At 65.0% G+C, this 25162-nt stretch carries 19 protein-coding genes; 12 read left to right on the forward strand and 7 right to left on the reverse strand.

Going from position 1 to position 25162, the window contains the following annotated elements:
• Positions 1-3 precede the first annotated feature (3 nt).
• From AC1DW9_RS29965 to AC1DW9_RS29975, 3 genes are all read right to left on the reverse strand, one after another.
• Positions 4-1962: an ABC transporter substrate-binding protein gene (locus AC1DW9_RS29965; protein WP_441505687.1), complete on the reverse strand. Its 1959-nt coding sequence runs from the start codon at positions 1960-1962 to the stop codon at positions 4-6.
• Positions 1962-3842: an ABC transporter ATP-binding protein gene (locus AC1DW9_RS29970; protein WP_441505686.1), complete on the reverse strand. Its 1881-nt coding sequence runs from the start codon at positions 3840-3842 to the stop codon at positions 1962-1964. Before AC1DW9_RS29970 ends, AC1DW9_RS29965 begins: the two co-directional genes overlap by 1 nt.
• 101 nt (positions 3843-3943) lie before the next feature.
• Complete coding sequence (locus tag AC1DW9_RS29975) at positions 3944-4891, reverse strand: polysaccharide lyase family 20 protein (RefSeq protein ID WP_476775497.1); 948 nt, start codon at positions 4889-4891, stop codon at positions 3944-3946.
• A 195-nt stretch (positions 4892-5086) separates the two neighbouring features.
• Between AC1DW9_RS29975 and AC1DW9_RS29980 the strand changes: the two genes are divergently transcribed.
• From AC1DW9_RS29980 to AC1DW9_RS29990, 3 genes are read left to right on the forward strand one after another with little or no spacing between them, the layout of a single operon-like run.
• Positions 5087-7825, forward strand: coding sequence for an ABC transporter transmembrane domain-containing protein (locus AC1DW9_RS29980; protein WP_476855263.1), 2739 nt, complete (start codon positions 5087-5089; stop codon positions 7823-7825).
• A complete protein-coding gene (locus AC1DW9_RS29985) occupies positions 7822-8271 on the forward strand; it encodes a cyclic nucleotide-binding domain-containing protein (protein ID WP_441493203.1) in 450 nt (149 codons plus the stop codon). The genes AC1DW9_RS29980 and AC1DW9_RS29985 overlap by 4 nt, the downstream gene beginning before the upstream one ends.
• Positions 8272-8287: 16 nt before the next feature.
• Positions 8288-10141, forward strand: a complete 1854-nt coding sequence (locus AC1DW9_RS29990) for an adenylate/guanylate cyclase domain-containing protein (protein WP_476775495.1) — start codon at positions 8288-8290, stop codon at positions 10139-10141.
• Positions 10142-10144: 3 nt separating this feature from the next.
• Here the strand turns inward: AC1DW9_RS29990 and AC1DW9_RS29995 are convergent, their stop codons facing one another.
• A complete protein-coding gene (locus AC1DW9_RS29995; RefSeq protein ID WP_441505683.1) occupies positions 10145-10690 on the reverse strand; it encodes a hypothetical protein in 546 nt (181 codons plus the stop codon).
• Positions 10691-10774: 84 nt separating this feature from the next.
• On the opposite strand from AC1DW9_RS29995, the gene AC1DW9_RS30000 reads away from it, so the two are divergent.
• From AC1DW9_RS30000 to AC1DW9_RS30030, 7 genes are all read left to right on the forward strand, one after another.
• Positions 10775-11437 carry a class I SAM-dependent methyltransferase gene (locus AC1DW9_RS30000; RefSeq protein ID WP_441493206.1) on the forward strand — a complete coding sequence of 221 codons (663 nt, stop codon included), beginning with the start codon at positions 10775-10777 and terminating at the stop codon, positions 11435-11437.
• Positions 11434-12690, forward strand: coding sequence for a glycosyltransferase (locus AC1DW9_RS30005; protein ID WP_476775494.1), 1257 nt, complete (start codon positions 11434-11436; stop codon positions 12688-12690). Before AC1DW9_RS30000 ends, AC1DW9_RS30005 begins: the two co-directional genes overlap by 4 nt.
• The gene (locus AC1DW9_RS30010) at positions 12687-13835 is read left to right on the forward strand and encodes a glycosyltransferase family protein (RefSeq protein WP_476775493.1); all 1149 of its coding nucleotides are present in this window, start codon (positions 12687-12689) and stop codon (positions 13833-13835) included. The genes AC1DW9_RS30005 and AC1DW9_RS30010 overlap by 4 nt, the downstream gene beginning before the upstream one ends.
• A gap of 171 nt (positions 13836-14006) precedes the next feature.
• Positions 14007-14990 (forward strand): cobaltochelatase subunit CobS, encoded by a 984-nt coding sequence (cobS, locus tag AC1DW9_RS30015; protein WP_069878864.1) that lies wholly within the window; start codon positions 14007-14009, stop codon positions 14988-14990.
• A gap of 13 nt (positions 14991-15003) precedes the next feature.
• Positions 15004-15360: a GFA family protein gene (locus AC1DW9_RS30020; RefSeq protein WP_441505680.1), complete on the forward strand. Its 357-nt coding sequence runs from the start codon at positions 15004-15006 to the stop codon at positions 15358-15360.
• 25 nt (positions 15361-15385) lie between these two features.
• A complete protein-coding gene (gene cobT, locus AC1DW9_RS30025) occupies positions 15386-17281 on the forward strand; it encodes a cobaltochelatase subunit CobT (RefSeq protein WP_441493210.1) in 1896 nt (631 codons plus the stop codon).
• 44 nt (positions 17282-17325) lie between these two features.
• On the forward strand, positions 17326-18285 hold the full coding sequence (locus tag AC1DW9_RS30030) for an esterase-like activity of phytase family protein (protein ID WP_441505679.1): 960 nt from the start codon (positions 17326-17328) through the stop codon (positions 18283-18285).
• Positions 18286-18451: 166 nt separating this feature from the next.
• On the opposite strand, the gene rpmB is transcribed toward AC1DW9_RS30030, so the two are convergent.
• Positions 18452-18739: a 50S ribosomal protein L28 gene (gene rpmB / locus AC1DW9_RS30035; RefSeq protein ID WP_113516050.1), complete on the reverse strand. Its 288-nt coding sequence runs from the start codon at positions 18737-18739 to the stop codon at positions 18452-18454.
• Positions 18740-19003: 264 nt separating this feature from the next.
• On the opposite strand from rpmB, the gene AC1DW9_RS30040 reads away from it, so the two are divergent.
• On the forward strand, positions 19004-19837 hold the full coding sequence (locus AC1DW9_RS30040) for a DUF3108 domain-containing protein (RefSeq protein WP_441505678.1): 834 nt from the start codon (positions 19004-19006) through the stop codon (positions 19835-19837).
• On the opposite strand, the gene AC1DW9_RS30045 is transcribed toward AC1DW9_RS30040, so the two are convergent.
• Positions 19834-20757 (reverse strand): haloalkane dehalogenase, encoded by a 924-nt coding sequence (locus tag AC1DW9_RS30045; protein ID WP_441505677.1) that lies wholly within the window; start codon positions 20755-20757, stop codon positions 19834-19836. The two genes, AC1DW9_RS30040 and AC1DW9_RS30045, sit on opposite strands and share 4 nt — an antisense overlap.
• A complete protein-coding gene (locus tag AC1DW9_RS30050; protein WP_441505676.1) occupies positions 20754-21350 on the reverse strand; it encodes a TetR/AcrR family transcriptional regulator in 597 nt (198 codons plus the stop codon). Before AC1DW9_RS30050 ends, AC1DW9_RS30045 begins: the two co-directional genes overlap by 4 nt.
• A 466-nt stretch (positions 21351-21816) precedes the next feature.
• Here AC1DW9_RS30050 and AC1DW9_RS30055 point away from each other — a divergent pair, with 466 nt between their 5' ends.
• Complete coding sequence (locus AC1DW9_RS30055; protein ID WP_476775557.1) at positions 21817-25146, forward strand: helicase-related protein; 3330 nt, start codon at positions 21817-21819, stop codon at positions 25144-25146.
• Positions 25147-25162: the final 16 nt, after the last annotated feature.

Raw genomic sequence — 25162 nt, forward strand, 5'->3', positions numbered from 1 at the left:
CGGTCAGCTCTTCACCTGAGCATCGTCGAACCAGAAGGTATCGGGCAGGTAGCGGCCGAAAAAGGCACCCGGCTCGAAGCTGTAAAGGCCCTTTTCGGGAACATTGCGCAGATTGCGCGAGACCACGACCGGCTGGAGCGTGCCATTGACCACGCCGATGGTGAAGAGCTGCTCGGCATTGATCCTCAGCATCGCGCGCCAGATCGTTCTGCGCTCGTCATGGGTCACGCTTACGCGCCAGGCCTGGTAGAGCCTGACCAGTTCCTGCGCTTCGGCCAGGTCAGGCTCTTCGCCTTCGCGGCCGCCGCTTTCCAGGAACTGGCCCCAACGCGGCCAGTTGAACTGCATCGACGACGTTGGGGCGAGCGCATCGGGTTCCATCTCGGCCGCGACCAGCGCGTTATCCATGCCCGCCCAGGCCGACATCACGGTCTGGCCGGCCAGGATGCGGCGGCGAAAGACGTCGCGCTGGGTCGAGCGGGGATAGATCTTGATCCCGACCTCCTGCAGATCCTGTTTGATCAGGTCGAGGATGTCCGTCTCTTCGGTGCTCTCGCCGGCGGTTTCCACGGTAAATTCGAGGCGCTGGCCATTGGGAAGGAGCCGTATGCCGTCCGGGGCACGTTTGGTCAGCCCGATCTCGTCGAGCAGGCGGTTGGCCAGCGCCCGGTCAGCCTGCATCCACATATTGGCGTTGGCGGCGTCATAAAGTGGGCTCTCGGGCAGCGCCGTATTGCCGCTTTCCTTGGCAAGGCCAAAGAAGATCACCTGGTTGATGTCCTTGCGATTGATCGCGACGGAGAGGGCGCGGCGGTAACGGACATCGCGATTGAGATCGCGCCAGATCGGATCGATGGCATTCAGGTTCGGCATCAGCGCAAACCAGGAGCCTTCGGCCCGCTTCCAGAGCCTGACGTCGAAATTCATCCGCTTCGAGGCGTCCTTCAGGAAGGTGTAATTGTCGAAACGGAGATAGCGCGCCTGGAGGTCGCTCTCGCCGGCTGCGGTCTTCGCGGGGATCAGCGAATTCGTGCCAATCGTGATTGTCACTTCGTCGGCATAGGGCAACTGCCGCCCGGCCTGGTCGACGCGGTGGAAATAGGGGTTGCGCTGGAAAGCGAACTGCTCGGCGGGGAGCGATGTCAGATTGCGCCAGGGGTCGAGCGTCGGCAGATCGGGGTTCTCGGGCCTGTACATGCGCGAGAACCGCTCGTGCAGCGAGCCCCAGTCCTTGACGCGCGCCGTCTTGACGCGGGCATAGAGCGTGACCTTGTCGGCGTAGCGCTCGTGGAACTGCTTCAGGTAGCCCGAAGGCATGTAGATATAGGTCGGTTGGGCGTCGGCGAGCGAGGGCAGGAAGACCGGGTTCGGCTTGCTCCAGCTGTAGCGGACCTCGGTCTCGCTCAGCACTTCGAAGACCGGCTTCTCGCCGCCCGCGAGCATCGCCTGGGGCGGCCCGCCAGGTGAGAGGCGCCGGTTATTGGCGAAATCCTCCCACCAGTAGCGGAAATCCTCCGTGGTGAAGGGGCTGCCGTCCGACCAGCGATGCCCCTTGCGCAGCTTCAGCGTGAAGACACGGCCGTCCTTGACGTCGACCGCCTCCAGGATGTCCGGCGCGAGTTCGAGGTTGTCGTCATAGACGAGAAGCCGGGTATAGCTGTAGAGCGTCATCATCCTGATGTCGCGCTGGTCGCCCATCAGCATGCGCATCGTGCCACCATGCCGCCCGGGAACACGGTCGGGGCCGGACACTTCGATCACGCGGGGCTCTTCCGGCAGGCGAAGCGCGATCACCGGCATGGTGCCTGCCGCCACCTTCTCGGCCCAGAATGGGCTGTCGATGAAATCCATCGGGTTGGGTTCGCGTGCGAGCACGCCGCGCGGCAGGCCCTGAACGGCGAGAGCGCCGGCTCCGAGCAAGAGAGCGGCACGGCGTGTGGGATGCTGCCGGCGGGATGTCATCAGACCAACTCCCTGTGGTTTGCTTCCGGACGGGCCAGGACGTAGTGGCCTTCGCCCAGGGATAGCGGCTCGAGGCTGACGCCGGGTTCCGGTCTGAAGGCCGGCGCCCAATGGCTGTAATCGGAGGCGCCGCCGGGTGCGACGAGCTTGAAATCGAGCTTGCGGTCGAGATCGGCGAAGGGCACCGAGCGCAGCAGGGCTTTCGTATAGGGGTGAGCTGGCGAGGCAAAGAGGGCGTGGCGCGGCGCGAGTTCGACGATGTGGCCATTGGCCATGACCGCGATCCGGTCCGCCATGTAGTTCACGACGGCGAGATTGTGCGAGATGAACAGGAAGGTGAGGCCGCGCTCGGCCTGTAGGTCCTTGAGCAGGTTGAGGATCTGCGCCTGCACCGAGACATCGAGCGCCGATACCGGTTCGTCGCAAACGATCAGGTCCGGGTCGAGCGCGAGCGCGCGCGCAATGCCGATGCGCTGACGTTGGCCACCGGAGAAGGAATGCGGGTAACGGCTGAGGAAGCGCGGATCGAGCCCAACGCTCTCCATCAGGCTGCGCACGCGGGCCGTCTGCTCGGCGCCGTCACCGCGCTCGTGAATCACCAGCGGCTCGCGCAGGATGTTCATGACGGTCATGCGCGGCGACAGAGACGAGACCGGGTCCTGGAAGATCATCTGGACTCGCTGACGGAAGCGCCGCAGCTCCTCGCCCTGCAGGGAGAGGACGTCTGTCGGGCCGAAGCCGTCATTGAAGGTCACCGCCCCGGCATCGGGCGTGATCGCGCGCATGATGATCTTGCTGACGGTGGTCTTGCCGCAGCCGCTCTCGCCGACAAGGCCGAGGCATTCGCCCCGCGCGATGTCGAACCCGACATCGTCGACCGCAAGCACCGTAGCCTGGGTGCCCTTGCCGAAGAACCCGCGCGAGCCAGTGGTGTAGGTCTTGCGCAGGTGGCGCACGCTCAGCAATGGCGGCGCATTGGCAGGCCGGGAGATGAGCGGGGCGGCACGCGGCGTTGCCACAGGCTGGGCACGTGCCTCGCGCAATGCGACCAGCCGCTCGCCCTCCTGCATGTCGAAATGCGGCGAGGCTTTCAGCAGCGCTTTGAGATACGGGTGTCGCGGACGTCGGAAGATATCCTCGACAGGACCGCTTTCCATGATCTCGCCGTGATAGATCACCACAACCTCGTCGGCCATGTTGGCAACGACGCCGAGATCATGGGTGATGAGCAGGATCGCCATGCCCATCTCGGCCTGGAGATCTCGCATCAGGTCGAGCACCTGGGCCTGGATGGTGACGTCGAGAGCGGTGGTCGGCTCGTCCGCGATCAGCAGGGCGGGCTGGCAGATCAGGGCCATGGCGAGCATGGCGCGCTGACGCAGACCGCCGGAAAGCTCGAACGGGTAATAGCCGTAGGCGCGCACCGGGTCCTTGAAGCCGACGCGCCGAAGCATCGTCTCGATCTGCCGGCGTGCCGAAGCATCATCGGTCGGGCGATGCAGTTGCAGGGCTTCCTCGATCTGGTTGCCGATGGTGTGCACCGGTGAGAGCGAGGACATCGGCTCCTGGAAGATCATGCCGATACGGCCGCCGCGCAGCGCGCGTATCGCTTCGCCTTCGGCGGTCAGGCCCGCAATGTCGATCACGGTGTTCCGGTCGAGCGGATCGCGAAATAGGATCTCTCCGCCGGTGACGGCGCCCGCGCGGGGCAGGAGCCCCATGATCGCCTGCGAGATCACCGATTTGCCGGATCCGGACTCGCCGACAAGGGCAACTGTCTTCCCCGCGGGGACACGCAGACTGACCCCCTTCACGACATCCCGGGCGAACCCGTGCACCGTGAAGCCGATCCGCAAATCGCTGATCCGCAAGATATCCATGAGCTGCTAACGCCTGAACCCCGCATTCACTCCCGGGTCACCGGGTCCCCTGGCACTAGACGTGGAAAGTTGCGTCTTGCCAATCTCTGTCTTGCACGCGCTCATTCCGGCGGACATTGCCCGTTCCGGATGACATCCGCGCAACGCGGCCCGCGCCGGAAATCGTCGTAACTTACGCTCCACGGGCCTGTGTTGGCGGCGCGGTAAGGTCCGAACTTGAAATACTGCTTCTTTCCGAGGCCTAGGCCGCGATGGCCGATCGGGCCCTTGATCGTGGCGACATGTCGGCCGTTCGCCACGATCTCGACATGGCCGTTGCCCTGCGGGCCGGGGCTCGAGCGAAAAACGAAGTCGATCCAGCCGGCGCGAGCAGGCGGCAGCCCGGCGTGATGGGTCACCTGGATTCCTGGCGCGCAGGCATTGAAATAGGCGGGGTAGTCGGCCCGCGTGCTGCCGGTCTCAAGCGCCACCAGAGCGCGGGTCTGCCGCGCGACACGACGGTTCACGGCCAGGGCCTCTCCGGGGAGGCAGCCGTCTGGGCGTTCTGCACCGCCGATCGGAAAGACCTCGATCATGTCGGTCTCTACGGTGACACCAAGCCGCCCCTGAAACAGCCTGAGCGCCAGAAAGGGCGAATAATCTCCCTCTGCTCCGGGCGTGATCTGGCGCTTCCACTGCGCCATGACATAGCGGGCATCGTCCTGCGGCACGGGATCGTCGAGGCGCATGGCGAAGCCGTGCCAGACCGTCTGATCGTAGCTTGCCAGGACCTCGGGCTTCTCCCAGACCTCGGCCCTTTCGCTGCAATTGCGCGCGCCCTTCGCGCAGAGCGGCTTGACCGACAGGGTGAGCGCGCCCCTGCCATCCAGGGCGCCTTTCTCCTGAAATGTCACCTGTCCGGCGCGCTGTTCGGCATTGTCCTTATAATAGAGCCCGCCTTCGAGGGCGAAGCGCCCGGCATCGAAAGCATCCCTCAGGAGCAGCGAAGATCCGTCCTGTGCCGCAGCCAATGACGGCGGTGTCAGCGCGAGCAGGGCAATCCCTGACATCCCTGCCAACCGCCGTCCGACACCTCTCAGCCGCATCGTCGTTCCTCCGCGCATTGTGATCGAAACATGCGGCCGGGCGCCAAGCAAGCCGTGGGCATGCCGCATTGCGACATTGCGCAAGGGCCGTGACTGACACACATATGACGCGAAACTCAATAAGCGGTGCACCATCCGGTTCGCCAGACAGGACGTCCCTTGGAGACGAACCTCTTTCGTTACATCTGGCAGAAGAGCCGTGGCGAACAGATCGTCGTCCTGCTGATCATCCTTGCCTCAATTCCATTCAACTGGGCCTCGTTCGTCGTGCCGAAGCGCATCGTCAACGATGCGATCCAGGGCGGAGCCTTCAAGGACGGCCAGACCAGCGCGACGCTGATGGACATCACGCTGCATTGGCCGGACATCTTCGGCGGYGGCAGCGTCCACCTGTTCGACGGCTTCCAGGTCGGCCAGCTCGGGCTGCTCTTCGGGCTGAGCTTCTATTTCCTTGTGCTGGTGCTGATCAACGGCGTCTTCAAATACGTGATCAACGTGCGCAAGGGCATCCTCGGCGAGCGGATGCTGAGGCGCATGCGCTACGACCTGTTCAGCCAGCTCATGCGCTTCCAGCCGGAGGATATCAGGGCGGTCAAGCCGGCCGAAGTGGCAAGCATGATCAAGGACGAGGTCGAGCCGATCGGCGGTTTCGTCGGTGATGCCTTCATCCAGCCGGTCTTCCTGCTTAGCCAGGCGTTGACGGCGCTGGTTTTCATCATGGTGCAAAGCGTCTGGCTGGGCTCGATCGCACTGTTCATCGTGATCGCCCAGGCGATCATCATCCCGATCCTGCGGCGGGAGCAGTTACGGCTTGGCCGCGAAAGGCAGATCGCATCGCGCCTGCTCGCGGGGAGGATCGGCGAGATCGTGGATGCCGGTCCGACCATTCAGGGGCATGGCGTCACCAACTATATGCAGTCGGATATTGCCGGGCGTCTCGGCAACCTTTTCGACATCCGCTACGCGCTCTACAAGCGCAAATTCGCGGTCAAGTTCCTCAACAACCTGCTGGCCCAGATCACGCCATTCTTCTTCTACGCAGTCGGGGGCTATTTTGCCCTGCAGGGCCGGCTCGATATCGGCCAGCTCGTTGCCGTGATCGCGGCCTATCGCGATCTGCCGCCGCCGATCAAGGAACTGATCGACTGGGATCAGCAGCGCAACGACGTCACCATCAAGTACGAACAGGTCGTCGGCCAGTTCAACCCTGACGAGACAATGGTGCTCGACGAGGAGGAGGATTGTTCGAACCTGCCCGACAAGGGCGAGATCAGGCTCGACAGCGTCCAGATGCTCGATAACCGCGGCCAGCCGCTGCTGTCGCCCTTGTCGTTTCAGGTGCCCCGTCCCAGCGTCGTTGCCGTCATCGGGCCGCCGGGGGGAGCGCGCGACGTCTTCGGCCGCATCCTCGGCCGCCAGATCATGTCCTATTCGGGACGGGTCCTGATCGACAGGGCCAGCCTCGCGCGATTTTCGGTCGAGAAGGCAAGCCATCTGATCGGTTATGCCGGCCAGGAGGTCGAGATCATCAACGGCACGCTGCGCGACAACATCCTGCTGCCCCTCAGGCGCCGGCGGCCGAGCCTGAAGCCAAACGAACCGATCACGCCGCAAGAGCACAGGCGGCTGATCGAAGCGGTCCGCTCCGGCAATACGCCCTTCTCGTTTGCGGCCGACTGGACCGACTATGAAGGGGTGGGGCTCGCCGACGCCGCCGAGCTTGAAGCGCATATCCAGCGGATTCTGGAGGTCCTTGGCTGCGACGAGGACGTCTACGAGCTCGGACTGGACGGTAAGGTCGTCCTGCCGCTCGACCAGTCGATCATCGACAGGATCACCGAAGCCCGCAAGGTCGTGGCGGCGGAACTGTCCAAGAGCAAGCTCGCCGGACTGGTCGAGACATTCGATCCCAAACGCTACAATGCCAACGCGACCATTGCGGAGAACCTGATCTTCGGGGCGCGCAAGGGGGCGCGTTTCGCCAATGATACCCTGCTGGCGGAGCCCTATGCGCGCGCCCTGATGCAGGCCGAAGCGCTGATCGAGCCGCTCGTCGAAGTGGGTGCGCGCATCGTCTCGACGGTGGTCGAGATCTTCGAGGGACTGCCGGCCGGCCATGCCTTGTTCGAAAGGTATTCCTTTGGCACGAACTTCGACCTCGAGATACTGAAGAGCCTGGCCTCGGTTCTTGCCAAGCACGATATGCGCAGCCCGCTCGATCCGGAAACGGAGCGAAACCTGATGGCGCTCGCGCTCGGCTATATCGAACCGAAGCACCGCCTCAACTTGCTGGACGATGCCCTGCGGCGGCGGATTTTGCGTGCGCGGGCAAGTTTCAAGGCCCATTTGCCGGCGGATGCTGCCAGTTCGGTCGATTTCTATGACCCGGACCGCGTCATGGATGGGGCCAGCATCCGCGACAATCTTCTGTTCGGGCGCATCGGCTTCGGCATCAGCGATGCCGGCCGCAAGGTTGCCGACATCATGCGAACGGCGCTGTCTCGCGCAGGTCTGGACGGCTCGCTCTATCGCGTCGGACTCAACACCGATTGCGGGCTGCGTGGCCGCTATCTGCCGGCCCGGATCCGGCTCGCGATCCCGCTCGCCCAAGCCTTGATCAAGACGCCGCAGATCGCGATTCTCGATCCGAGTGCGCTGCTTGCCACGACAAACAAGGGTGGTGAAATCATCAGCCGCTTGCGCAAGCATTGTACCGGCATGACACTGTTTCTACTTCTTGGTGATGGTAGTCTCGCCAGGGACATTTCGCCGAGGCTCGTGTTCAACGGATCCTTCGGCGTGATTGAAGACGGCGACAGCGATGGCGAGGACGAAACGGAACATCGGGCCGTTTCATCTCCGTTGCGGGTCGCCGAGGGGGTAGAGGTGCGACAATGACGCTCGAAAGCGATATCGCCTGCCTGCGGAGCATACCGCTCTTTCGCAGCCTGCCGGCGCCACGGCTCAAGCTTGTGGCCTTGATGGGTGAACGCCTGCATTTCGAGCCGGGGACCGTCATCATCCGGGAAGGAGAGAGGCCGCAAGGCGTCTACTTCATCCTGGAGGGAGAGGTGGAGCTCCTCCACATGGAGGGTGAACGCCCCGCCAAGCGCTTCCAGTTCGAGACGGGAAGCATCTTCGGCGACGTGCCGATGCTGAGCGACCAGGCCTATCTCGGCGAAGCTGTCGCCAAGACCGAGGTCTGCGCGCTCCGCCTGCCGAAGGATCTGTTCTTCGAACTGCTCGGCACCGTTCCCGATTTCAGCGTTGCGCTGTCACGTGATCTGGCCTCGCGCCTGTACCGACTGGCCAATTACGTCCTGCATAGCGAGAAGGTCCATTGAGGACACGGGAAAACTCATGAGTCTGCCGCAGACCGGCACGAAGCGTTCGCCTGGATTCGATGCCGGCATGAGCCAGGTTTCGTCCTGGAGCCGGGATATCCGCCTGGTGTCAGGGTTCGTCCTGCTCGTCTTCGCGACGACCCATTTCCTCAACCATGCCGTTGGGATCGCCGGTGTTGCGGCGATGGAGCAGGTGCAGGAATGGCGCTACGCTGTCTGGCATTCCTGGCCGGGAACCGTCGCGCTCTATGGCGCTCTGATCGTTCACCCGCTCTTTGCTCTGGTGCGAGTCGCGCAGCGCCGGACCTTCCGCATGCCGGTGCGCGAAATCCTGCAGATCGCGCTGGGCCTCGCCATCCCCCTGCTGCTCGTCGACCATATCGTCAGCACCCGGATCATCGGGCATTATTTCCATATCGACGAGAGCTACCACGCGGTGCTGCGACGGCTCTGGCCCGGGCACGCCTTGGCGCAGTCGCTGCTCCTGCTCCTGGTCTGGACGCATGGCATGATCGGCCTGCACTTCATCCTGCGCAGCCGGGATAGCTATGCGCGGTGGCGCGATCCCTTTCTTCTGGTCGCGATCCTCATTCCGGTTCTTGCCCTGATCGGCTTCTCCGTCGCCGCGCGCGAGGCCGTGCAAATGGCCCTGCCGCCGGAGGCACGCAACGACGCCCGTTCGGCGATGTCCAACTGGCATGAGATGTGGGTGAAGAGTGGCTTCTTCGGGCTCGTCGGCGCCTTCGCGATCTTCGTTGCGTTTCGCGAGTTCCGGGTGCGGACGACCCGTGCGATCACGGTGCGCTTCGTCGGCCATGGCGTGCGCAAGGTCGTGCCCGGCCCGACCGTGCTTGAGCTGTTCCGGCGCTTCAATATTCCGCATGCGGCGCTTTGCGGTGGGCGGGCGCGCTGTGCCACCTGCCGCGTGCTGGTCCTCGATGGTGCGGATGGGCTTCCGGCGCCAGGGCCGAACGAGGCGAAGCTGCTGCGTCGGATTTCGGCGCCGCCGCGTGTCCGCCTCGCCTGCCAGATCCGACCGCGCGACGACCTGCAGGTGCAGTTGTTGCTCGCATCCAAACTGGGATCGGCCATACGAGCCGTCGAACTGGATAGTTCCATCGCCCGGCGCGGCCTGACCGTGATGGTGGCCGATCTGCGCGCTTTCTCGGCGCTGTCGGAGCGTCAACTGCCGCATGAGCTGATCGGATTGCTCAATCGCTTCTTCGACGAGATGGCGCAGGCGATCATCGCTCATGGCGGGCGCATCGATGCTCTCTATGGCGATGGCTTCATGGCGGTGTTCGGCCTGGAAGCCAGCCCGGCCAAGGCGGCACTGGCTTCGATCGCGGCTGCTGGCGACATCGTGCGGGCGGTCGACGCCCTGAATCGTGAGTTCAGCGCGGCCCTGCCGCTGCCGCTGCGGATCGGCATCGGCATCCATACCGGCCAGGCTGTCGTCGGCGCGGTCGAGAATGACAGCCTCGGCCGGCATGAGATCACGGTCGGCGAGACGGTGGCGATCGCGAGCCAGTTCGAGGCCGCGACACGGCGTGTTCTCGCCGATATCGTGGTTTCGGAGACGACTGTTGCAGTGACCGGCCGGAGCTTTGCCGAAGCCGTTCCGCTGAAGGTGATGATCAAGGGCCGGGATGCGCCGATGGCGGCCTATGGCTTCGCCAGGACGCCACGCATCGACGCTGCGGATGAGGCTGACGCGGTGGACGCCAGCGCAGTGGCGACGCAAGGCGCGACGCAGGATGCTGGCAATGGCGAGCAGCGGGCTCCCACCGAGACGCCCACCCCCGCGAATCCGGCTGGACGGCGCCCCAAGACGCAGGCTGACCAGAAGCCCGAAAATCAGGACGTCTGAGGCTCAGGGCGGGCCATAGACCAGGAAGCGGCGGCGGTCGTATCCGGCGCTGCGCAATGCCGGATCGTCGATCGTCATGGCGAGATCGATCAGCGGCGGAGCCGGCCGCGTCGCCGTGATCGCGCCGATCTGGCCGCAGGCGCGTTCCAGATCGAGCGCGTAGTCGATCACAAGGGTCTCGGCTGCTTCCGCAAGGGCGAGCAGTTCGGGCGGGGTCGCCGCGGTTCCCCCGAAGGGCTTGAGCGACAGGCCGAGCAGCACCAATGCATAGGGCTTCGGCGGGGCAAGCGCGATGGCCTGAAGCTTGGCGGCCCGATGCAGGACCGTGCAGGGCTTTCCGTTCAGTATATCTGCTTTGAAAGCCGGTATTTTCGGGTCGATCACCGTCACCGATTGCGGGGAATGGGTGAGAAAGCCGGTGATCGGCAGCCCGGCGCCCCCGATCTCCACGATATGCGGGCAGTGCCGCACCGCGTGCGCGGCGAGCACCTGTCTCAAGCAGGCGCCGGGGCCGGCGAGATGGGGCAACAAGGTTCCCGAAGGGGCCATTGCGCCGTCATTCTCGTGACTGGCCTTTATATCCGGGCTTGCATATGGTCCGGCCGAATTCATCCCATCCCTTCGCGATATGGCATGACCACGGACACGCCTTCGGACGCCTTCTACGACATTCTGCGCGGTGTCGCAGCCCTGACCGGAAACAGGGTCGTGGCCGATCTCGCGCGGCTGATCGGCCAGGGGATGCCGCCGGAACTCTGGATCGCCTTCAACCACAAGCAGATCGCGTCCAAGCGCTGGCTGGTCGATGCGCTGGCCGAGACTTTGCCGCGACCGGAGGGGCCGGTCTGGGTGCTCGGGGCGTGGTATGGCGTGCTCGGCGCTTTGTTGCTGGATGATCCGCGGCTCGACCTCGGCAGGGTGGTCAGCCTCGACCGCGATCCCGCGTGTGCGGAGATCGCCGAACGCCTGAATCGCCGCCATGTCGCGGAAGAGCGCTTCGGCGCTGTCACTGCCGATATGATGCAGCTTGATTTCACGAGGGAGCCCGAGCGGCCCGGCCTGGTGATCAACACGAGCTGCGAGCATCTGGCCGATGTGCCCGGCTGGGTCGCATCGCTGCCGCCCGGTCTGCCGGTGCTGTTGCAGTCGAACGATTATTATCGCGAGCCGGACCACAAAAGCTGCGTCGCCAGTCTTGAAGCGTTCAAGGAGCAGGTCGGACTGTCCGAGATCCATTTTTCCGGCGCGCTGCCGGGCAGGAACTATACGCGCTTCATGCTGATCGGCCGGCGATGAGCGAGGTGAAGGAGCCGCGGATCGCGATTGCGATGAAGGGCTATCCGCGCCTGTCGGAGACGTTCATCGCACAGGAATTGCTGGGCCTGCAGCAGCGCGCACTGCCTTTTTCGATCTGGTCGCTGCGTCAGCCGACGGATGGCGCACGCCACCTCATGCACAAGCAGATCACGGCGCCCGTGACATACCTGCCGGAGTATCTGCACGAGGAGCCGGGGCGTGTGCTGCGCGGCATCGGGCGGGCTCTGTTCCGGCCAGGATTCCTTCGGCTCCTGCCGGTTTTCCTGCGCGATCTTGCCCGCGATCCGACGCGTAACAGGGTACGCCGCTTCGGCCAGGCCTGCGTGATGGCGCGGGAACTCCCGGGGAGTATCGACCATCTGCACGTTCACTATCTGCACACGCCGGCCTCGGTGATCCGATACGCGGCGCTGCTGCGTGGCTTGAGCTGGTCATTTTCGGCCCATGCCAAGGATATCTGGACGACACCGAACTGGGAGAAGCGCGAAAAGATCGCCGACGCAGCCTGGGGCGTCACCTGCACTCGTGATGGACATGCGGAGCTGACGCGGCTTGCGGATCGCACCGACAAGGTCGCTCTGCTCTATCATGGGCTCGACCTGGCGCGGTTTCCCGCGCCTCCGGTCGCGCGGATCATGCGCGATGGTCGCGACCCTGCCGATCCGGTTCGTTTCATCACCATTGGTCGGGCGGTGGAGAAGAAGGGCTTCGACGATCTGCTCGCAGCTCTGGCGGCGCTGCCGGCAGAGCTTCACTGGCGGCTGACCCATATCGGCGGCGGCGAAAGGCTCGCTGCGCTGAAGGCGTTGTCCGCGAATCTCGGACTGGCGGAGCGGGTCATCTGGTCGGGGCCTAAGGCTCAGCAGGACGTGATTGCGGCCCTGCGCGATGCGGATCTCTTCGTATTGCCCTCGAAGCAGGCGGGCGATGGCGATCGCGATGGCCTGCCCAATGTCGTGATGGAGGCCGCAAGCCAAGCCCTGCCGATCGTTGCGACCGATTTCGCGGGCATTCCCGAATTCGTACGCGAAGGCGTCGAAGGTGTGCTCGTGGCGCCGGGCGATCGGGAGGCACTGGCGCGGCAATTGGCCGATCTCGCGTCGTCCCCGACACGGCGCGTCGCCCTTGGGGAGGCCGCCTTCCAGAGATTGGCGCAGGCGTTTTCGGCAGCGGCGGGACTCGACCGGGTCCAGGCGATGCTGTTGGACGCAGCGAACCGGCGGCGATCATGACGCCCCGCGTCCTGATCGCCGTCACGCACCTCCTCGGCAGCGGCCATCTTGTCAGGGCCGCTCATCTTGCGCGTGCCCTTGGGGCCGCCGGATTCGAAACCGTGCTGGTCAGCGGCGGGGCCGCGCCGCGATCCGTCCCGGACGGTTCGTTCACCTTTGCCCAGTTGCCGCCGGTCAAGGTCGAGGGTGTTGACTTCCGGAACCTGCTCGACCCGGAAGGGAGACCGGTTTCGCAGGACTATCGCGCCTTGCGCCGGAAGACGCTCTGCGATCTCACGGCGCAGCACCGGCCCGATGTCGTCATTACCGAGCATTTTCCGTTCGGACGCCGACAATTGGGCGATGAGTTTCTGGGCCTCATCGGCGTGGCGGCGGCGGCCAATCCACGGGCGCTGGTCCTGTCCTCGGTGCGCGATGTCCTGGTGACGCCGCGCGCCGATCGCATCCGTGAGGCCGAAGCGCGCATCGCGGCAGATTTCGACGCGGTCCTCGTCCATGGCGACAGAGCCTTCCTGCCGCTGGAGCGGTCCTGGCCGGTTGCACCAGAGCTGGCGCGAAAGCTGCGCTATACCGGTTACCTGACCGGCCCCGAGGAGTGCGCCGCTCCCTTGGAGCCTGGCGAGATCGTGGTGTCCGGAGGCGGTTCGGCTGCTGGCTTGCCTCTGTTCGAGCTCGCCATCGCGACCGCGACCTTGATGGGCAATCGCAGGCGCTGGCGTATCCTTGGCGGTCAGGGCATCGGCGCAGAGGAATTCGCCGACCTGGAGGGCAAGGCGCCGGCGCATGTCCGCGTCGAACGTGCGAGACCGGATTTCCCCGGGCTGCTTGCAGGCTGTGCGCTTTCGATCAGCCAGGCCGGCTACAACACGGTGCTAGACCTGGTCCGCGCCGGGCGGCCGGCGATCGTGGTGCCCTTCGATGCCGGAAACGAGACCGAGCAGGCGATCCGCGCCGAGGCGATGGAGAATGCAGGCCTCGCACGTTGTCTGCGCCTGACCGGACCTGATTCGCTGACACCGAACAGGTTGGAGAAAGCGGTGACGGAGATGCTGGGGGCAGATGCGCCCCCACCGCTCACGATCGACAGGGCAGGGGCCGAAACCTCCGTCGCGATCATTGCGAAGCTGCTGGCCGAACGCGCCTGAACGCTCGGCATGTCTTTTGCGACATGCCTCCTGCGTATTGCCGTTGCGGCGGTTTGCGAATTGCCGCTCCGACGCTTTCGCACTAATTAGGTTTCGTACGCCTCCCCTTTCGGTCGGCAGTGGGACAACCGGTGGTTCGCCCGGCACTGTTCTGCGCCCGGAGACAAGACAATGACGACGACGATTGCCCAGGGCCTTCCCGATATGAAGCTGTCGGTGCGCCAGACTTTTGGGATCGACTCCGATCTCGAAGTGCCGGCCTACTCGCAGGCCGACGCCCATGTGCCCGATCTCGACGTCGACTACCGATTTGACCGTGACACCACGATCGCGATTCTCGCGGGCTTCGCGCATAATCGACGCGTCATGATCTCGGGCTATCACGGCACAGGCAAATCGACCCATATCGAACAGGTCGCGGCCCGCCTGAACTGGCCTTGCGTGCGCGTCAACCTCGACAGCCACGTCTCGCGCCTCGATCTCGTCGGCAAGGACGCGATCGTGCTGAAGGAAGGCAAGCAGATCACCGAGTTCCAGGACGGCATCCTGCCCTGGGCGCTGCAGAACAACATCGCGCTCGTCTTCGACGAGTACGACGCCGGTCGCCCGGACGTTATGTTCGTGATCCAGCGCGTGCTCGAGCAGTCCGGCAAGCTGACGCTGCTCGATCAGAAGCGCGTCATCCGTCCTCACCCTGCCTTCCGCATGTTCGCCACGGCGAACACGGTCGGCCTCGGCGACACGTCGGGCCTCTATCACGGCACCCAGCAGATCAACCAGGGCCAGATGGACCGCTGGTCGATCGTGACGACGCTGAACTACTTGCCGCACGACAACGAAGTCGCGATCGTGCTCGCCAAGTCGAAGCATTATCAGGCCTCGCCCGAGGGCAAGGACATCGTCAACAAGATGGTCCGCGTCGCCGACCTGACGCGCAACGCCTTCATGAACGGCGATCTCTCGACCGTCATGAGCCCGCGCACGGTCATCACCTGGGCCGAGAATGCCGCGATCTTCGGCGATATCGGCTTCGCTTTCCGGGTGACGTTCCTGAACAAGTGCGACGAGATGGAGCGCACGCTCGTGGCGGAGTTCTTCCAGCGCTCCTTCGGCAAGGAATTGCCGGAGAGCGCGGTCAACGTCGTTCTGAGCTGAGGGGAAACGGGTCATGGCGAGCGCGCGCTATCAAGGGAGCTGCCATTGCGGGCGGGTCGGGTTCACGGTCGAGGCCAGCCTCGAGCGGACGATCACCTGCAACTGTTCCTATTGCCAGCGTCGCGGCTCGATCCTGACCTTTTCGCCGGCGACGGCCTTCACCCTTGAAAAGGGGGAGGATGCGCTGACCGAATACCGTTTCCACACGCAGAAGATCCAGCACCTGTTCTGCGAAACCTGCGGCATCGAATCCTTCGCTCGCGGCTCGATGCCGGACGGCACGCCGATGGTCGCGGTGAATGTACGCTGCCTCGAGGGTGTCGAGCCCGCCGAACTCGATTCGACGATGTTCGACGGGCGCTCGCGCTAGCATCAAGTCAAAGGACGGCTCCGCCTTGTCCATCTCCAATCGTAAGCCGGGTCAGCCCAAGGAAGCACCAGCCGAGCCGCTGAAGCGCGCCATTTCCGGTGCGATGAAGGCGATCGCGCGCAAGCCCGAGATGGAAATCGTCTTCGCGGCGGACAAGCCATCGCTCGTTGGCGAACGAGCCCGTCTGCCCGAACCGCCGCGCAAGCTGACGGTCCAGGATGTCGCGATCCTGCGCGGCCACTCGGATTCGATGGCACTCAGGCTCGCCTGCCATGACGCCTCGATCCACCGCCGCGCCGCGCCGGAGGGCGATGCGGCGCGCGCTGTCTTCGACGCCGTCGAGCAGGCCCGGGTCGAATGCGTCGGCTCGCGCCGGATGAGCGGCATGGCCGGCAACATCACCGCCATGCTGGAAGACCGCTATCATCGCGGTGGCCGCTACGAGGAAATCTCCGATCGCGCCGACGCCCCACTGGAAGACGCACTGGCGTTGATGGTGCGTGAGCGCCTGACGGGGCTGAAGCCGCCGCAGGCCGCGACCAAGATCGTCGATCTCTGGCGCGACGTGATCGAGGCGAAGGCCGGTGCCGATCTCGACCGGCTGTCGCAGTCGGTCGAGGATCAGCGCGCCTTTTCGCGGACGGTTCGCGATATGCTGGCTTCACTCGACATGGCCGAGCAGAGTTCGCAGGGCCAGGACGAGGAAGAGGACGAGGACAACCAGGACCAGTCCTCCGAGGATCAGCAGCAGCAGGATGGCGAGGCCGAGCAGGAAAGCGGCGGCGAGCGCTCGGAGGTCGAGGTCAGCGAGGATGCGACCGACGAGTTGCAGGAGGGCGCGTCGGAAGCGACCGATGCTCCGGCCGGCGACTGGGACGAGGAGGACGATTCCTCTGAATCCGAGGAGGCGGGCGAGGCGCCGCGCCCCCGCGAGGGGCGCCAGAACGACCGGCCGCAAACGGACTACAAGCCCTACACCGTCAAGTTCGACGAGACGGTCACGGCCGAGGAGCTCTGCGACGCCGAGGAGTTGACCCGGCTGCGGGCCTATCTCGACAAGCAGCTCGCCCATCTCCAGGGCGTGGTGGCACGGCTTGCCAACCGGTTGCAGCGCCGCCTGATGGCGCAGCAGAACCGGTCCTGGCAGTTCGATCTCGAAGAGGGTTCGCTCGATCCTTCGCGCCTGCCGCGGATCATCATCGACCCGTTCCAGCCGCTCTCCTTCCGGCAGGAATCGGACACGAATTTCCGCGATACGGTCGTGACGCTGCTGATCGACAATTCCGGCTCGATGCGCGGCCGGCCGATCACGGTTGCTGCGACCTGCGCGGACATCCTGGCGCGGACGCTGGAGCGCTGCGGCGTCAAGGTCGAGCTGCTCGGCTTCACCACGCGTGCCTGGAAGGGCGGGCTGTCGCGCGAGGCCTGGCTGCAATCCGGCAAGCCGGCCAATCCGGGCCGGCTGAACGATCTCAGGCACATCATCTACAAGGCAGCGGACGCTCCCTGGCGCCGGGCTCGCAAGAATCTCGGGTTGATGATGCGCGAAGGCCTGCTCAAGGAAAATATCGACGGCGAGGCGCTCGACTGGGCCCATAAGCGGCTGCTCGCGCGGCCCGAGCAGCGCAAGATCCTCATGGTGATCTCCGATGGAGCGCCGGTCGACGATTCGACGCTGTCGGTCAATGCCGGCAACTACCTCGAGCGGCATCTGCGCCATATCATCGCCGAGATCGAGACGCGCTCGCCGGTCGAACTGATCGCCATCGGCATCGGCCATGACGTGACGCGCTACTATCGCCGCGCCGTTACCATCGTCGATGCGGAGGAACTCGGCGGGGTGATGACGGAGAAGCTGGCCGAGCTCTTCGAGGAGGACGGCCCCACCGGCAAGGCTCCGGTTTCTCGTCGCATGCAATGAGGCTGACCAGACGCGGCGTCCTCCAGGGGCTGGGCGCCGCCAGCTTGGGCTTGCCTGCCGCTCAGGCTCAGAGCATCGAGCCGGGCCGCATAAAGCTCACCATCAGCGTGCGCGGCTTCGATGCCTTCGAGCCGCGCAATCCCGGCAAGACACACTTCGGCCAGCTCAGCTTCCGGGGCGGGCTGGTGTTGCGCGGCGACCATCCGCGCTTCGGCGGGTTTTCCGGCCTCTGGCGCTCGCGCAACGGCGTCGATCTGGTTGCGATCACCGATAACGGCTTCTGGTTGACGGCGAAGACTGTCTCCGAGAAGGGGCGGATCGTTCGCTTCGAGCAGGCCGAACTCGCACCGATCCTCGGCGCCTCCGGGCGGCCGCTGCATCGTTCGCGCTATTTCGACACGGAGAGCCTGACGATCGCCGATGGCGTCGCCTATATCGGCGTCGAGCGGACGCATGACGTCCTGCGTTTCGAATGGGCGCGGTATGGGGTCGAAGCGCGTGCCCGCATCGTCCCGGTACCACGCGAGGTGAAGCGCCTGCCGAGCAATCGCGGGCTGGAGGCGATTGGTGTCGTTCCTGCCGGGCAGCCGCTTGCGGGCGCGCTCGTCGCCATCGCCGAGCGCTCGGGCGGGGAAGACGAACCGACGCTCGGCGTGATCATCGGGGGGCGGCAGCCCGGCCTGTTTCAGGTGCGGCGCCATGGCGGCTTCGATATCACCGATCTGGCCTTCCTGCCCGGCGGCGACATGCTTCTGCTGGAGCGCTGGTACAAGCCTCTGCGTGGTGTCGGCATGCGGATTCGCCGCGTTCCCGGCGCAAGCCTCCGGCCGGGTGCGATGCTTGACGGCCCCTCCCTGATCGAGGCCGATCTCGGCCAGGAGATCGACAATATGGAAGGGCTTTGCGTCCATCAGGATCATGGCAGGACGATCCTGACCCTGATCTCGGACGACAACTTCTCTTTCCTGCAGCGCACCGTGCTTCTGGAATTCGAGTTGGGATAAGGGGACGAGCGTGACTTCAAGCTCGCTCTTGCGGCGAGCACAAGTCCTGAATGTGCCGGCGATCAAGCACCGAGAACGGATGATACGGGGCTGGCCACTGCGTCCTGTGCAAACGAAAAAAGCGGCCTTGCGGCCGCTTCATTCATTCCGTGAAGGAGCCGCGCGCTCAGTTGGTCGCGAGCTTCTTCTCGATGTCACGCTTCAGCGTGAGTGCGCCGGTCGAGAGGTTGCCTGCCGGCTCCTTGACCAGGAAGGCGTCAAGTCCGCCACGGTGATCGACCGTACGCAGGGCGTTCGCCGAGACACGCAGGCGCACGGAGCGGCCGAGCGCGTCCGAACGGAGCGTAACATTGACGAGATTCGGCCGGAAGACGGTCTTCGTCTTGCGGTTCGAGTGGCTGACGAGGTGCCCGGTGAGGGTGGCTTTCCCGGTCAGTTCGCAACGGCGAGCCATGATATCGTTCCCTTGGAACCGGTTGTCTCAAACAAAAATGCCGACACGCGACGTGCCGGCCCACGAGCACCGGAAGTCAAATTGAAGTCGCGGGTCTATAGCCAAGGCCGGCTGCTGCGTCAAGGACCGCGACTGATTCCATAGCACGATCGGGGCGGATGCAGCGTGGCGGCATTGCCACTCGCCAAATTCGGTAAAAGGGGTCACGATTCGGACCGATTCGCAGTGCATGCCGGTGCGAAGCATGCCGTCCGGAGGAGTTGGATGAAGCCCGCCATCGCGTCGTCCCTGGCCGGACTTGGTCTCGCTGCGCTGGCCCTGGCCTCCGGCTTTGGAGCGTCGTCGGCCGCGGCGACCTCGTTGGAGGCCAAATATGATGTCTCCCTGCTCGGCCTGACGCTCGGCACCGCCCATCTCAGCGGCGGCATCGACGGCAGCAGCTACAAGCTCGATATCGTCGCCAAGATGACGGGCCTGGTCGGCAGCTTCACGGGCGGACGCGGCTCAGGTGCCGCAACCGGCAATCTTCATGGCGGGCGCCTGTCGCCTGCGACCTTCGCGGTTTCGTCGGCGAACTCAAGCGAGAGCCGCACTGTGCGCATGGCGCTCGACGGCGGCACGGTGCAGGCCGTGGATATTGCGCCGCCGATCGACGACAAGCCCGATCGCGTGCCGCTCAACGAGAGCCACAAGCGCAATGTGGTCGATCCGATCAGCGCCTTCCTGATGCCCGTGGAGGGCAAGGGCGGGAATGGTGCCGCCTGCAACCGGACGCTGCCAATCTTCGACGGCGCTGCGCGCTATGACATCAAGCTGAGCTATTCCGGTTCGCGGCAGGTGAAGCTCGAAGGCTATAGCGGCCCGGTCACGATCTGCCAGGCGCGGTATGTGCCGATCGCAGGGCATCGCGCCCTGCGGCCGAGCACCAAGTTCATGACCGAGAATCGCGAGATCAACACCTGGCTCGCCCCCGTCAACGGCACCAATGTGATGGTGCCGATCCGCATCTCGGTGAAGACCATGATCGGGACGGCGGTCATCGAGGCCTCGAGCTTCAGGGTCGATCCGACCACCACCACGGCCGCGCGGCAGAACTAAGCCGCAGCGCGTTCACTCGCTTTCGTCGTTGCAGTAATCTCACCCAGCCAGTCACGGAGCGCCGTCCCGATTGCACCGGGGTGATCCTCCTGCAGGTAATGCGCGCCGGGGCCGAGATTGATCAGGCGGCAATCATGCAGTCCCGCCGCGAACCTATCCGCCTCGGCCGGAGAGATCAGCGCCCCGGGATCGCCGCAGAACAACAGCTTCGGATAGGTGGACGCACGTAATGCTGCGTGGTCGCGCTCGCTGATGGCATGGACATCGGCCGGGGCGCCCGCAATGGGGAGCTCGTTGGGCAGTCGGAGGATCGGCCTGCGCGATTCGGGCGTTGGAAACGGCGCTCGATAGGCATCCAGCTCTTCATCGCTCAAGGCCCGCAGGACGGCAGCGGGCAGGACCCTCTCGATAAAGACATTGTCCTCGAGAATCAGCTTCTCGCCCTGTCCCGGCGTCCGGAACGCCCTGAACAGCTCACGCGCCTGCGGCCGCTGATGGAATGCATCCCAGCTTGCAAAGGGCTGGATGAATTCCATGAAGGCCAGGCCGATCATGTCGCTGGGGTTACAGGAGGCATGGTGGAAGGCGAGTGCCGTGCCCCAGTCCTGGGCGACGATGACCATCCGTCCGAGGCCCAGTTCAGCGATGAAGGCGTCGAGATAGCGGACCTGGTCGGTGAAGCGATAGGCGATGTCCGGCTTGCCGGACTGACCGTAGCCGATCAGGTCGGGGGCAATGCAGTGCGCCAGCGGCGCGACGTGCGGAATGATATGGCGCCAGATATAGGAGGAGGTCGGGTTGCCGTGCAGGAAGAGTACGGTCGGCCCCGCAGAGCCGGCCTCGACATAGGACATGGTCGAGCCGAGGACGGGAATCTCCCGGCGCAGCCATTCGGATGCGAATCCAGGTGACTGGGTCATGGCGATGCCCTTCTTCCAAACAGCGTTGCGAAAAGGATGGCCTTGAAGCGTTCGAGCGGAACCGGGCTGCGATCGACCTTCATGCGCAGGATCGCGCCCTGCCAGGCGGTGAGCAGGAAATCAGCGAGGTCGTCGGCGCTGAAATCCGTCGCGATCTCGCCAGTGGCCTGGCCTTCGGCGATGCATGCCGCAAAGGGCTCTCGCCAAAGGACGAAGATCTCCGAGAGTCGCTGCCGCAACCGTTCGCTATTGGGAGAGGTCTCGACGCTGAAATTGCCGATCATGCAGCCGCGCGACCAATCGGCGGTTTCGAGCTTGGTCGTGATCGCGTCCAGATAGCGCCGCAACCGCGCGGCTGCGGGCAGGGAGCGGTCGGCCAGGGCTTCATCGACGAGGCCGCCGACATAGGCGAAATAGCGATCGAGCACTTCCTCGGCGAATTCCTCCTTCGATCCGAAATGATTGGTGAATGAGCCAGGGCTCGCTCCGGCTGCAGCGACGATCTCGCGTATGCCGGTGGCGGAATAGCCGCTCTTCCAGAGGAGATCGCGGCCAGCGGCGAGGAGATTTTCACGAAGGGATGGCTTGCTCATGAAGGTAGAATACGTACGTACGTATTATTGTCAACGCTCCGGGAAACGCCCGATCGCCAAGGTGTCGGACGGGAGGCGGGTCTCGTCCGAACGGCCCGCTGAGGCGATGGCTCAGGCTGGTTCCGCGCCGTTGCGTACGCAGAAATCACACGGCGGCCCCTCGTTTCGCCGTGAGCACGACATAAATAGCGCGGAGGACTGTCGGCGCCCGGCCGTTTACGCTGGTCGCGAAAATGAGTGGATCAAGCTCGTGTCACGATTCCAGATATGGTGGTACGTGCGGCCGTCCCCGCGATATCTTGCCGTGAACGAATCCCGATTCTGCCGGAGTCAGCGATTCGGGCTTGCTTCGTTCAGGACTCGTTCCGCAGCTTAATTTCGGCGCTCCAGCTTGTGCCAAGGTAGGACGCTTTCCCCAGCGTCTGCTGCCGGCAAGGGCCCAAAGGAAACGATCGGTCGCGTCTTGATTTCAGCACGCTCTCTTCCGCCCTCGGTTCGTGCGCAGGGTGTCACAGCAGTTCTCGGGCCCACCAATACCGGCAAGACGCATCTGGCGATCGAGCGGATGGTGGCGCACCCGACCGGAATGATCGGCCTGCCGCTGCGCCTGCTGGCGCGCGAGGTCTATGGCCGCGTGGTCGAGAAGGTCGGCCCCGAGGCGGTGGCGCTGGTCACCGGCGAGGAAAAGATCAAGCCGCAGCGGCCCCGCTTCTGGGTCTGCACCGTCGAGGCCATGCCGCGCGATCTCGCCGTCGATTTCGTCGCGATTGACGAGATTCAGCTCGCCGCCGACCTCGACCGCGGTCACGTCTTCACCGACCGCCTGCTGAACCGGCGCGGTCGGGCCGAGACGATGCTGATCGGCGCGGGCACCATGAAGCCGCTGATCGAGCAGCTCATTCCCGGGGTGAACGTCGTCACGCGTCCACGCCTGTCGCAGCTCACATTTGCCGGCGACAAGAAGATCACCCGCCTGCCACGACGCAGCGCGATCGTCGCCTTCTCCGTCGAGGAGGTTTATGCGATCGCTGAACTGATCCGTCGGCAGAAGGGGGGAGCCGCCGTCGTGCTCGGCGCGCTCTCGCCGCGCACGCGCAACGCCCAGGTCGAGATCTACCAGTCGGGCGACGTCGATTATCTCGTCGCGACGGACGCCATCGGCATGGGGCTCAATCTCGATGTCGATCACATCGCCTTCGCGTCGGACCGGAAATTCGACGGCCATCATTTCCGCAAGCTGAACCCCGCGGAGTTCGGCCAGGTCGCCGGGCGCGCCGGCCGCCATCTGCGCGACGGCACCTTTGGCACGAGCGGGCGTTGCCCGCCCTTCGACGCCGAATTGGTCGAGGCGATCGAGAATCATCGTTTTGAATCGGTGCGGCAGCTGCAATGGCGCAATTCCGATCTCGATCTGCGCTCCGTCGACGGGCTGATCGCCAGCCTGAACGTCCAGCCAACCGAGCAGGGGCTGACCCGTGCGCTGATCGCAGAGGACATGACGACGCTGGAGGTTCTGGCCCGCGATGCCAATGTCAGGCCGCTGGCGCAGGGCCGTGCAGCAGTCGAGCGGCTCTGGGAGGTGTGTGGCCTTCCTGATTATCGCAAGATCGCGCCGATGCAGCACGCTGATCTCGCCACCACGCTGTATCTGCGCCTGATGCGCCACGGACGGCTCGATCCGGACTGGTATCGCGCCCAACTCGATGCGCTTGACCGGACCGATGGCGAGATCGACACGCTGTCTGCCCGCATTGCGCAGGTCCGAACTTGGACCTATGTCGCAAACCGTCCTGACTGGTTACCTGATCCAGAGCATTGGCAGGGGGTGGCGCGTCTTGTAGAGGACAAGCTGTCGGACGCTTTGCACGAGCGGCTAGCCAGCCGTTTCGTCGATCGGCGCACGAGCGTGCTGATGCGTCGTTTGCGGGAGAATGCAATGTTGGAGGCTGAGGTCACCACGACGGGCGATGTGCTCGTCGAGGGACAGCATGTCGGGATGCTTCAGGGATTTCGCTTCACGGCGGATCCCAAGGCTGGCGGGCCCGAGGCGAAAGCCTTGAACATGGCCGCGATGAAGGCGCTTGCCAGCGAGATCGAAGCGCGCGCCGCGCGTGTCGTGCTCGCGGCTGATGATGCCTTCGTGCTTTCGCATGACGGGCTGGTGCGCTGGATCGGTGAACCGGTCGCGCGGCTTGTCGCCGGCGACAAGGTTCTGGAGCCGCGCCTGCGCCTGCTGGTCGAGGAGCACCTGACCGGACCGGCGCGCGAGCAGGTCGACGCGCGCCTCACTCTCTGGCTCAAGAATCACATCGCCCGTCTGCTTGGTGCGTTGCAGCTGCTCGAGAATGCCGAGAATGTCACCGGTATCGCGCGCGGCATCGCCTATCAGGCCGGGGAGTCGCTGGGCGTGCTGGAGCGCGCCAAGGTCGGCGAGGAGATGAAGACGCTGGATCAGGAGGGCCGCGCGGCACTCCGTCAGCTCGGCATCCGCTTCGGAGCCTTTCATCTTTACGTCCCGGCCCTGCTGAAGCCGGCACCACGTGCGCTGGCTGCCCAGCTCTGGGCGCTGAAGCATGGGGGGCCCGATACGTCGGGCCTCGACGATATTGCCCATCTCGCAGCCTCGGGTCGGACATCCTTTGCCGTCGACAAGGCGGTGCCGAAGGGCCTTTACCGTGCTGCCGGCTATCGCGTCTGCGGCGAGCGCGCCGTGCGTGTCGATATCCTCGAGCGGCTTGCTGACCTGATCCGGCCGGCTATCGCCTATCGCCCGGGCCTGACCCAGGGCCAGCCGCCCACCGGCGCGGCCGATCAGGACGGTTTTGTCGTCACCGGCGCCATGACCTCGCTGGTCGGTTGTGCGGGCGAGGATTTCGCCTCGATCCTGCGCTCGCTCGGCTATGTCTCGGCCAAGCGTCCGGGACCGGCGATCACCGTGCCGCTGGCGCAGCCACCGGTTGCGGCTACCGCTCCGGTTGCCGACGCGCCGACCGCGGAAACTACGGACGTCCCGGCTGGGCACGAGGCCGATCCGGCGGTGGTGGCCGATGAGGCCGGCGCCGGTATTGTCGACGAGCCTTTGGCCGCTACTGACATCGAGACCGCCGAGGCTGCCTCTTCGGAGGCTGCCGCGCCTGAAACGGCCGACGCCCCGATCGCGGCGGAGACCGAGCTCGAGCAAGCCGCACATCCGGTGCCAGCCGATGCCATGTCTGCTCTGCCGGCGCCTGCCGACGAGACACCTGTCTCCGAGACGCTTGCCGCGGAAGCTCTTGCCCCTGAGGCAGCGGTTGATGTGGTTGCTGCGACCGAGGTGCAGGAAATCGAGGTCTGGCGGCCGCATCGTCACCAGGGTGGGCGCAGGCCGGAGCATGCCGGGCGCGGTCGCCGCGACGGCGCTCAGGGCGAGCGTCAGCCTGGCGCAGGGCGTGGTGAACGTCCGACCCGTGACGGCCGGCCCGACGAGCGTCGCCGCCAGGGCGATCGTGGCCGTCCGGCTGCCGCCAATGCGTCTCAAGGTGATGCTCCCCGACAGGATGCGCAGCCGCGCGAGGGTGATCAGAAGCGCAGCGGCCGGCCGCAGCGCAATGGCCGCCCCGAGCAGGGGCGTGGCCCGCGGCCGGACTTCAAGCGCGATGGACGCCCAGGTGGCCCACGCCGCGAGGAGCGGGGCAACGAGCGTTTCCAGCAGGCGTCAAAGCCGCGTCCGGCCGAGCGCGAGCCTGATCCGGATTCGCCCTTTGCCAAGCTTGCGGCTCTCAAGGCCCAACTCGAGGGCGGCGGGCGCAAGACCTGACATGCGGCTCAACTGA

Source organism: Allobosea sp. P4_E12 (assembly GCF_056401655.1).